This is a genomic window from Herbaspirillum sp. GW821-FHT09A12 (assembly GCF_059418325.1).
The window spans coordinates 308,149-317,786 of the sequence record NZ_JBWKPR010000004.1; the positions used below are offsets into that span (position 1 = coordinate 308,149).

Genomic DNA, 9,638 nt, shown 5'->3' on the forward strand with positions numbered 1-9,638 from the left:
CGCCGCGCAATTTACTGCACCGGTGACTGCACCGCTCACCGCGCCGGCAAAATAATGGTGGCGATCAGGCCGCCTTCGGGATGGTTGCGCAACAGCAGCTCGCCGCCGTGGGCCTGCACGATGTTGCGCGAAATGCCCAGCCCCAGTCCCATGCCGCCGCTGTTCTGGGCGCGCCCATGCTCCAGCCGCACATAGGGCTGGAACAGCGTGCCCATGGCGTCTTCCGGCACGCCGGGACCGTGGTCGCGGATCTCGATTTCGACCAGGTCGCCGCCCGCGCCCTGCGAGGGGCGGATGGCGACTTCGACCTTCTGGCCGTAATACAGCGCATTGTCGAACAAGTTGCCGATGGCGCGCTTCAAGGCCAGCGGCTTGGCCATGACGTTGATGCCGGAAGGCGTGAAGGCGATCTCGTGGCCGGCCATCTTGGCGTCGCGGATCATGCGCGTCACCAGCGCGTCCAGCCGCACCTCGGTGCGGTTCTCGTGGATGTCGCTGTCCTTCACCGACTGCAGCGCGCCCTTGACCATCATGTCGAGCTCATCGAGGTCATCGTGGAATTCGGTGCGCATGTCGTCGTCGTCCATCAGTTCGGTGCGCAGTTTCAGCCGCGTGATGGGCGTGCGCAAGTCATGCGAGATGGAGACGAACAGCCGCTCGCGGTCTTCCAGGTAGCGCTTGATGCGCTCGCGCATGCCGGAGAAGGCATAGGCGGTCTTGACGTATTCGCGGCTGCCGGTGCCGGGCAACTCCGGCACCGTCTCGCCCTTGCCGAACGCTTCGGCGGCGTCGGCCAGCGCCGCCAGCGGACGGGTGGTCCAGCGCACCACGAGGATGGTCAGCAACAGGATCGCCGCCAGCGACAAGCCCTGCAACACCAGCCGGTCCAGCCACAGCGGGTTGCCGCTGTCGAGGAAATACGGATTGGGCATCAGCGCGGCCAGGTACAGCCACTTGCCGCTTTCGACCTGCATCTGTATCACCAGCACCGGCGCCGAGTTGGGCTTGGTCAGCAGGATATGCTGCACCCAGCTGTCGGGCAGGTCGCCCACCTTGAGGCCATCGCTGGAGACCTGCAGGCCGTCCGGCCAGGCGAAGTCGAGCCGGGCTTCCGGCATGAACGGCAGGTCTTCGCGCAGGGTCTGGGCCGCAACGTCGATGGCGACCGCGGCCAGCGGGTTGGGAGCGATCGGCGTGACCGGCACGGCCGAGCTGTTGGCGTTGATGAAGAAGCGCGTACCGCCCATCTCGCGCAATTGCTGGATCATCAGCGGCCGGTAATTGGAGGGCAGGCTCATGAAATAACGGATCGCCACCGAAGCGCTGTGCGCCAGGTGCTGCGCCGCGATGCGGGTCTCGGCTTCGGACTTGGTGCGCAATTGCGCGGCCCAGATCAGGCCGCCGGCCACCTGCGTGACCAGCACCCCGAAAATCATCACCACCGACAGGCGGCCCAGCAGGGAGTTGGGCAGGATCCAATCGAGGAAAGCCGCCAGCCGGGCGCGCAGCGAGCGCGGCCGGGCCGTTTGCGCAGTCGCCTCCGCCGTCGCCGCAGGTGCGCTCTCGTTCACGGGATGGCGCTCACGCGGCGGCCGTGCTGACGTCGGCCGAGAACACATAGCCGGCGCCGCGCACGGTCTTGATCAGGTGCGGCTGGCGGCCGCCGTCGTTGAGGCGCAGGCGCAGCTTGCTGATCTGCACGTCCAGCGAACGGTCCAGCGGGCCGGCGTCGCGCCCGCGCGTCTCTTCGCACAGGACATTGCGGTCGAGCACGTCGCCCGGATGTTCGACGAAATATTTCAGCAGCTGGTAATCCATGCCGGTCAGCGCCACCACCTGGCCGACGCTGTCGGTCAGCGTGCGTTCCACGGTGTCGAGCGTGAAGCCGACGAAGCGGTAATAGCGCGGCGCGGCCGTGCTGTCGATGCCGGTGCGGCGGTGGATGGCCTTGATGCGCGCCAGCAGTTCGCGCGGACTGTAGGGCTTGGCGATATAGTCGTCGGCGCCCAGCTCCAGCCCGACCACGCGGTCGGTCTCGTCCGAGCTGGCGGTGAGCATGATGATGGGTACGTTGGACTTGCGCCGCACCGTCTTGCACAACGCGAAGCCGTCGGTGTCGGGCAGCATCACGTCCAGGATCACCAGCGCCAGCTCATCGGCGTAGCGCTGGAATTCGCCGAGAAAGGTGGCGCCGTCGTGCGCCAGCCTTACCTCGTACTGGTTCTTTTCCAGATAGGCCTTCAACAGGGTGCGGGTCTTCTGGTCGTCATCGACGATCAATATCTTGCGTGTCATCGTTGGCCTTCGCTAAACGGGTTGTCTGGTCTCAATGTATCGCTCCGTGCCCATCACTGGCCGCGCCCGCGCGAGAGTGCCCGCGCGATCGACACCAGCCGGCGCTGCGCCTGTTCCTCGCCGCCCTGGCGGTCGAGGAAGAAGCGCTGCACCTCGGCGATGAGGGCATCCTTGGTGGTCTCATCGGTGGCCATGCGGTGCACCAGGCTGGGCGCCTGGTAAGCCGCGCCCTTGCTGAACGCGCGCCAGGAGTCGCGCGCGCAGCGATCCATGTGCGGATCGGCGGTGCGCCAGACCGGGATGGAACCCTTGAATTTATTGTATTCCGACTGCACCGCCGGCGAGGTGACGATCTGCGCCAGCGTCTCCTGGGAGACCTGGTGCGAATAGTCGCCGGCGAACATGGCCAGGGTGTCGGTGCTGTAGAGATGGTACTCGCCCGTTCCCGGCACCGGGACGCAACCGAATTGCTGATCCACCGCCAGGCCCCAGGCATTGAATTCGCCCTTGGCCCAGTCGCCCATGATGAACATGGCGGCTTCGCCGTCGGCCATGCTGCGCGCGACTTCCGTCCACGGCCGCTCGCGCACCGGCTGGTCCATCGCCTGGCCGAGCCGGCGCAGGCGCTTGAGGATGTGCAGCATGCGCCCATCGGCATAGGCCGCCGGGTCCATCTCGACGAACAGGCGGCGATAGTAGGCCGGGCCGCTTTCGGCCAGAGCCAGGTTCTCGAACAGGGTGGCGATCTGCCAGGCTTCGCCGCTTTGCGCCAGCGGCGTGATGCCGGCGTCGCGCAAGGCCTGCGCCACGCGCTCGAAGTCATCCCAGGTCTTGGGCGGCGTCAGCCCCAGACGGTTGAAGATGGCGATGTTGTAGAACAGCGTGTTGATGCGGTGGATGCCCAGCGGCGCGGCCACCACATGCCCGCGGTTGTTCAGCAGCGCCCAGACGGAGGGAAACATCTGCTTCTCCCAGTTGCCTTGCACGGCGACATTGTCCAGCTCCAGCAGCAAGCCGAGATCGGCCCATTCGCCGAAGATCACGCCGTTCAATTGCGTGACCTCGGGCGCGCGCCCGGCCAGCACCATGCTCTTCAAGACCTTGCCCGCGCCCATGCCGGCGCCGCCCGGGATTGGCACGTCGCGCCATTGGATGTTCTGCCTGGCCAACTGGTTCACCACCACGTTGAGGGCGCGGCGTTCGCCGGCCGATGTCCACCAGTGCAGCACCTGCAGCGAGGCCGGTGCCGCGGATGCCCCAGGCGCGGCCGCCGACGCTGCGGCCGCGTGCGCCTGCGGCGGCAGCGCGGCACATACCGCCAGCGCCGCCAGCATCAACAGGGGAAGGGTCACCAGCATCGCCGCCGTCGCGCAACGGTGCATGACCGATGCGCGCAACGCGCGGACTGGGCGTTTCATTTTTATCATTATGTCCGTGTGTCTCCAAACCGGGAAAGACTATAGCCCGGCCACTGCCGCGCTGCAATTTGCAGCGGCTAGATGAAAACATTAATTCAATTCAGCTCTTGTAAAGAAATGTAATGTTTTCTTTCCTTAGCTTGGGCAGCACGCGCCACGCTCACATTCGCCGATGGGCTCGCATCGCGGGCAGGGGCCGCCGCCGCCCTGGCGCGACCTGTAAGGATATGTAATCGGCGCGCTCCTGCCGTTTGCTGCTTTTCCCATGTAAATCAGCATCTTACGCCATTGCCGGCGGCTGCCGCGCCAAGCTCGCATCACATGCGGCGCGGTGCTACTGTCGCGCCGCTGCCCACTGTCATCGCGCACCTCGTTGCCGGTTGCCGGGCCGCACTATCCCGACAGGCAAGAGCGACCAACAGCCAATAAAGCCAGGAGACAAACGATGCAAACCAAGCAACAGACCGACGCCGCCATTCCCTTCATTCCAGCGTTCAAACGCGCCGCGGCCACACTGGCCACGGCCGCCGCCCTGGCGCTGTCCATCGGCGGCCATGCGCAGGCCGGCACGCTCACCATCGAAAGCTGGCGTGTGGACGACCTGCAGTTGTGGGAAACCGTACTGATCCCCGCCTTCCAGAAACAGAACCCCGGCATCGCCGTGAAGTTCGCCCCGACCGCGCCCACCGAATACGACTCCAGCCTGGCCGCGCGCCTGGCCGGCGGCACCGCCGGCGACCTGGTGGCCTGCCGCCCGTTCGACGTGTCGCTCTCGCTGTACAACAAGGGCCATCTGGAAAAGCTGGACGGCAAGCCCGGCATGGAATTCTTCGCGCCGGCGGCCAAGACCGCCTGGCAGACCGATGACGGCAAAGACACCTTCTGCATGCCGATGGCGTCGGTGATCCACGGTTTCTTCTACAACACCAAGATCTTCAAGGAACTGAACCTGGAGCCGCCCAAGACCGAGGCCGAGTTCTTCAAGCTGCTCGACGCCGTCAAGGCCAATGGCAAGTACACGCCGCTGGTGATGGGCACCTCCGAGCAGTGGGAATCGCACCAGGTGCTGTTTACCGGCGTCGGCCCCAATTACTGGAAGGGCGAGGAAGGCCGCAAGGCGCTCATCGCCGGCCGCGCCAAGTTCACCGACCCGCAGTTCGTGGCGGCCTGGGAGTATGAAGCCAAGCTGGGCAAGTACCTGCCCAAGGGCGCCTCGGCGCAGACCTACAGCGACAGCCAGAACATGTTCGCCCTGGGCCGCGGCGCGGTATACCCGGCCGGCTCCTGGGACATCGCCTACTTCAACGGCAAGCTGGACATGGGCGCCTTCCCGCCGCCGGTGCCCAAGGCCGGCGATGCCTGCTACATCTCCGACCACAACGACATCGGCATGGGCATCAACAAGAAATCGAAGAACAAGGAAGACGCCTACAAGTTCCTGGCTTGGCTGGGTTCGCAAGAGTTCGCCGACCTCTACACCAACAAGGTCACCGGCTTCTTCTCGCTGTCGAACCACCTGATCTCGGTGAAGGACCCGATCGCCAAGCAGATGATCGGCTGGCGCAAGGGTTGCGCCTCGACCATCCGCGTCAACTCGCAGATCCTCAACCGCGGCACGCCGAGCATGGAAAACGAGATGTGGAACGTCAACGCCCAGGTGCTCAACGGCAAGCTGGCGCCCAAGGATGCCGCCGCCAAGATCCAGGCCGGCTTCGCCAAGTGGTACAAGCCGCAACAGTAGCGCGTGTGATGCGCCATGCCGCATCCGATGGCGGCGGCATGGACTGAAATAAAAAAGGGAGACCGGATATGGGCGCGCCAAGACGCCCGTCCGGTTCCATCCCTGGCCATCCCTCTCAGGAGACGCAGTGAAACAAGTCCGCGCCTGGCAGCTCGTGGTATTTCTCGCGCCTGCCGTCCTCATCTATTCCATGTTCAGCGCGCTGCCCCTGGCCGATACGCTGCGCCTGGGCTTCTACACCAGCAACGATGCCGGCGCGACCAGCTTCGTCGGCCTCGACAACTACCGCACCATCCTGTTCGACCCCGACTGGTCGGCCGCATTCTGGAATGCGATGTGGAACAACATCAAGTTCTTCGGCATGCACATGGCGCTGCAAAACCCGATCGGCCTGCTGCTGGCGACGCTGTTCAGCCTGAAGGGCCTGCGCGGCGCGCGCACCTACCGCACGCTGATCTTCCTGCCCACGCTGCTGTCGGTGGTGATCATCGGCTTCATCTGGCAACTGATCCTCTCGCCGCTGTGGGGCGTGGGCGAAAAACTGATGGGTTTCGTCGGCCTGGCCGACTGGTTCGGCCCCTGGCTGGGCCAGGAATCGACCGCATTGGTGACGCTGTCGCTGATCTCGGTGTGGCAATACATCGGCATCCCCATGATGCTGATCTATGCGGCCTTGCTGGCGGTGCCGGAAGAGATACTGGAAGCCGCGCACGCCGAGGGCGCCTCCGCCATGCGCATCTTCTGGCAGATCAAGCTGCCGCTGATCTACCCGACGCTGGGCCTGGTGACCATCCTCACCTTCGTCGCCAACTTCAATGCCTTCGACCTGATCTATTCGGTCAAGGGCGCGCTGGCCGGGCCCAATTATTCGGCCGACCTGCTGGGCACCTATTTCTACCGCACCTTCTTCGGCTACCAGGCGCAGATCGGCAGCCCGACCATGGGCGCCGCAGTGGCCACGCTGATGTTCCTGGTGATCCTGGCCGGCGTGGGCACGTACTTCTACCTGGTGCAGCGCAGGCTGACCCGCTATGCGCTGTGAGCGCGAGGAGACCCCGATGCCCTCTTCCCTTTCTTCCCCTGCGTCTTCTTCCTGCGCCGGCGCCGTCTTACCCTCCACGCCGGTCGGGCCGACTCTGATGCGGCGCGGCTTCGGCCCCATCGGCCACCTGTGGGTACACCTGGTGCTGTGCATCTACGCGGTGATCGCGCTGTTTCCGATCGCGCTGATCCTGATCAATTCGGTCAAGACCCGCAGCGCCATCTTCGACGGCCCGATGGCGCTGCCCACCGCCGACACGCTGACCCTGGTCGGTTTCCAGAAGGTGCTCTCCGGCACCCACTTCCTGCTCTACTTCGGCAACAGTCTGGTGGTCACCCTGGGCTCGCTGGTGCTGATCGTGCTGTTGGGCGCCATGGCCGGCTGGGCGCTGTCGGAATACAAGTTTCCCGGCAACCGCTTCCTCAACTTCTTCCTGGCCATCGGCATCATGATCCCGATCCGGCTGGGCACGGTCTCCATCCTGCAACTGGTGGTGGCGCTGGACCTGATCAATACGCGCACCGCGCTGATCCTGGTGTACACCGCGCAAGGCCTGCCGCTGGCGGTGATGATCCTGTCCGAGTTCATCCGCCAGATCCCGTCCGAGCTCAAAGATGCCGCGCGCTGCGACGGCGTGGGCGAGATCGCCATCTTCTTCCAGGTGATCCTGCCGCTGCTGCGTCCGGCCATCGCCACCGTGGCGGTGTTCACCATGATCCCGGCCTGGAACGACCTGTGGTTCCCGCTGATCCTGGCGCCCGGCGAGGAGACCCGCACCGTCACGCTGGGCGTGCAACAGTTCATCGGCCAGTACGCCACCGACTGGAATTCAGTGCTGGCGGCGCTGTCGATGGCAGTGATCCCGATCCTGCTGCTGTACGTCGCGTTCTCCCGCCAGCTGATCCGCGGCCTGACCGCGGGCGCCGTCAAATAAACTCATACTGGGATTGAACATGGCAAACGTAAGCATAGAAAACCTGAGGAAATCCTACGACGGCCGCGCCGACGTGCTGGCCGACCTCAACCTCGACATCCGCGACGGCGAATTCTGCGTACTGGTCGGCCCTTCCGGCTGCGGCAAGTCGACCCTGCTGCGCATGCTGTGCGGGCTGGAAGACATCAGCGGCGGCCAGTTGGCCATCGGCGGCAAGGTGGTCAACCACCTGCCGCCGGCCGAGCGCGGCATCGCCATGGTGTTCCAGAGCTACGCGCTGTATCCGCACATGACGGTGTACAAGAACATGGCCTTCGGCCTGAAGGTGGCCGGCAGCAGCCGTGCCGACATCGACGAGCGCATCCGCCACGCCGCCGGCATCCTCAAGATCGATCACCTGCTCGAGCGCCTGCCGCGCGAACTGTCCGGCGGCCAGCGCCAGCGCGTGGCGATCGGGCGCGCCATCGTGCGCAAGCCGCGCCTGTTCCTGTTCGACGAACCGCTGTCCAACCTCGACGCCGCGCTGCGCGTGCAAACCCGGCTGGAGATCGCCAAGCTGCACAAGGAGCTGGCCGCCACCATCGTCTACGTCACCCACGACCAGGTCGAGGCCATGACGCTGGGCGACAAGATCGTGGTCATGCACGACGGCCGCATCCAGCAGGCCGGCTCGCCGCTGGAGCTGTACCAGCATCCGCAGAACCTGTTCGTGGCCGGCTTCATCGGCTCGCCCAGGATGAACCTGCTGCCCGGCACCGTGACCCATGTCGCCGCGCACGGCCTGGGGGTGGAAATCGCCGGCGGCGCGCAACTGCATGCCGACGTCGAGCCCGGCGCCGCCCGCCCGGGCGACAAGGTGACGCTGGGCCTGCGCGCCGAACAGATCCGCGAACACGCGCAGGGATCGGAACGCTTCAACGGCACGGTCAACCTGGTGGAACACCTGGGCGAAGCCAACTTCATCTACCTGACGCTGGATGGCGGGCAAGACATCGTGGTGCGCGGCGACGGCAACCGCGACGTCAATATCGGCGAGCATCTGGAGCTGTCGGCCGACAGCCATGCGTTCCATGCGTTCGACGCGCAAGGCCAGGCGCTGCGCCGTCTCAAACCCGGCAACCTGCAATCGTCGCGGCGCCATTGAGACGCCTGCCGCCGCCATGAACACTTCCCTTTCCCCCGCTTCCTCCATCGCCTGGCTGGTCGGCGTCGACGGCGGCGGCACCAAGACCCTGGTGCGCATCGCCACGGCCGATGGCCGCGTGCTGGCCGAAGCGGCCGGCCCCGGCTCGGCCTTGCGCAACGGCGCCGGGACGGCATGGCGCGTCATCGTGCCGACCATCGAACAGGCCTTCAGCCATGCCGGCCAGGCGATGCCGCCGCTGTCGCAACTGGCGGTCGGCGTCGGCATCGCCGGCTATAACGTGGCGCAATGGGCGGCCGACTTCCACGCCGCGGCGCCGGCCTTCGGCATGCTGCAAGCCGCCACCGACGGCATCACCACCCTGCTCGGCGCGCACCAGGGCAAGCCCGGCGCGGTGATCGCCGTGGGCACCGGCACCATCGGCATCGCCGTCGACATCGATGGCCGCCAGCGCATGGTCGACGGCTGGGGCTTCCCGTCCGGCGACGACGCCAGCGGCGCCTGGATGGGCATGCGCGCCATCCACCACACGCAGCACGCCATCGATGGCCGTGCCGTGCGCGGCCCGCTGGCCGAGGCGGTGCTGGCCTTCTGCGCCGGCGAATTGCCCGCCACGGGTGGCGGCGGCGAACGCGGCGAGCGCGAGACGGTGCTGGCCTGGCTGTCGCAAGCCGACCAGGCCGCCTTCGCCCGCCTGGCGCGGCTGGTGGTGGCGCATGCCGGCGACGACGATGCGGCCCGCGCCATCATGCAGGCGGCAGCCGATGAAATCGAACTGATGGCCGGCGCGCTCGATCCGCAGCAGCGCCTGCCGCTGGCGCTATGCGGCGGACTGGCCGGGGCCCTCAACGGCTATCTCTCTTCCGGGCTGCGCCAGCGCGTCGTCACCGCTGCCGCCGATGCCGCCGACGGCGCCTTGCTGCTGGCCCGGCAAGCCTTGCATGGCACTAGGGCCTGTTAACAATTAATTTGCGAGATGCGTTGCCTCCAGAAGGCGGGGTGGCAAGGCGCCCGGTGAGGCTGGTGGTGGGCCACCAGCCTCACCGGGCAACGCGGCCAGCGCG

General features: G+C 66.1%; 8 protein-coding genes. 5 read left to right on the forward strand and 3 right to left on the reverse strand.

Annotation, left to right across the window (positions count from 1 at the left end; translation table 11 throughout):
- Positions 1-35: 35 nt before the first annotated feature.
- The 3 genes from AC07N6_RS13595 to AC07N6_RS13605 are packed head-to-tail and all read right to left on the reverse strand — an operon-like array spanning position 36 to position 3,722.
- On the reverse strand, positions 36-1,619 hold the full coding sequence (locus tag AC07N6_RS13595; protein WP_494781451.1) for an ATP-binding protein: 1,584 nt from the start codon (positions 1,617-1,619) through the stop codon (positions 36-38).
- A complete protein-coding gene (locus AC07N6_RS13600) occupies positions 1,582-2,295 on the reverse strand; it encodes a response regulator (protein ID WP_494781450.1) in 714 nt (237 codons plus the stop codon). Before AC07N6_RS13600 ends, AC07N6_RS13595 begins: the two co-directional genes overlap by 38 nt.
- 53 nt (positions 2,296-2,348) lie before the next feature.
- Positions 2,349-3,722, reverse strand: a complete 1,374-nt coding sequence (locus AC07N6_RS13605) for an ABC transporter substrate-binding protein (RefSeq protein WP_494781449.1) — start codon at positions 3,720-3,722, stop codon at positions 2,349-2,351.
- Positions 3,723-4,158: 436 nt separating this feature from the next.
- Here AC07N6_RS13605 and AC07N6_RS13610 point away from each other — a divergent pair, with 436 nt between their 5' ends.
- From AC07N6_RS13610 to AC07N6_RS13630, 5 genes are all read left to right on the forward strand, one after another.
- Entirely contained in the window at positions 4,159-5,454 is a 1,296-nt protein-coding gene (locus tag AC07N6_RS13610) for an ABC transporter substrate-binding protein (RefSeq protein WP_494781448.1), read from the forward strand.
- A gap of 127 nt (positions 5,455-5,581) precedes the next feature.
- Positions 5,582-6,496 carry a carbohydrate ABC transporter permease gene (locus AC07N6_RS13615; protein ID WP_141914040.1) on the forward strand — a complete coding sequence of 305 codons (915 nt, stop codon included), beginning with the start codon at positions 5,582-5,584 and terminating at the stop codon, positions 6,494-6,496.
- Positions 6,497-6,512: 16 nt separating this feature from the next.
- Complete coding sequence (locus tag AC07N6_RS13620; protein WP_494781447.1) at positions 6,513-7,430, forward strand: carbohydrate ABC transporter permease; 918 nt, start codon at positions 6,513-6,515, stop codon at positions 7,428-7,430.
- A 19-nt stretch (positions 7,431-7,449) separates the two neighbouring features.
- Positions 7,450-8,574: an ABC transporter ATP-binding protein gene (locus AC07N6_RS13625; protein WP_494781446.1), complete on the forward strand. Its 1,125-nt coding sequence runs from the start codon at positions 7,450-7,452 to the stop codon at positions 8,572-8,574.
- A gap of 16 nt (positions 8,575-8,590) precedes the next feature.
- The gene (locus AC07N6_RS13630) at positions 8,591-9,535 is read left to right on the forward strand and encodes a glucosamine kinase nucleotide-binding domain-containing protein (RefSeq protein ID WP_494781445.1); all 945 of its coding nucleotides are present in this window, start codon (positions 8,591-8,593) and stop codon (positions 9,533-9,535) included.
- Positions 9,536-9,638: the final 103 nt, after the last annotated feature.

Coding starts and splice junctions, on each gene's coding strand:
- AC07N6_RS13595 (WP_494781451.1), bottom strand. CDS start 1,619: ATGTGTTCTCGGCCGACGTCAGCACGGCCGCCGCGTGAGCGCCATCCC.
- AC07N6_RS13600 (WP_494781450.1), bottom strand. CDS start 2,295: ATGACACGCAAGATATTGATCGTCGATGACGACCAGAAGACCCGCACC.
- AC07N6_RS13605 (WP_494781449.1), bottom strand. CDS start 3,722: ATGATAAAAATGAAACGCCCAGTCCGCGCGTTGCGCGCATCGGTCATG.
- AC07N6_RS13610 (WP_494781448.1), top strand. CDS start 4,159: ATGCAAACCAAGCAACAGACCGACGCCGCCATTCCCTTCATTCCAGCG.
- AC07N6_RS13620 (WP_494781447.1), top strand. CDS start 6,513: ATGCCCTCTTCCCTTTCTTCCCCTGCGTCTTCTTCCTGCGCCGGCGCC.
- AC07N6_RS13625 (WP_494781446.1), top strand. CDS start 7,450: ATGGCAAACGTAAGCATAGAAAACCTGAGGAAATCCTACGACGGCCGC.
- AC07N6_RS13630 (WP_494781445.1), top strand. CDS start 8,591: ATGAACACTTCCCTTTCCCCCGCTTCCTCCATCGCCTGGCTGGTCGGC.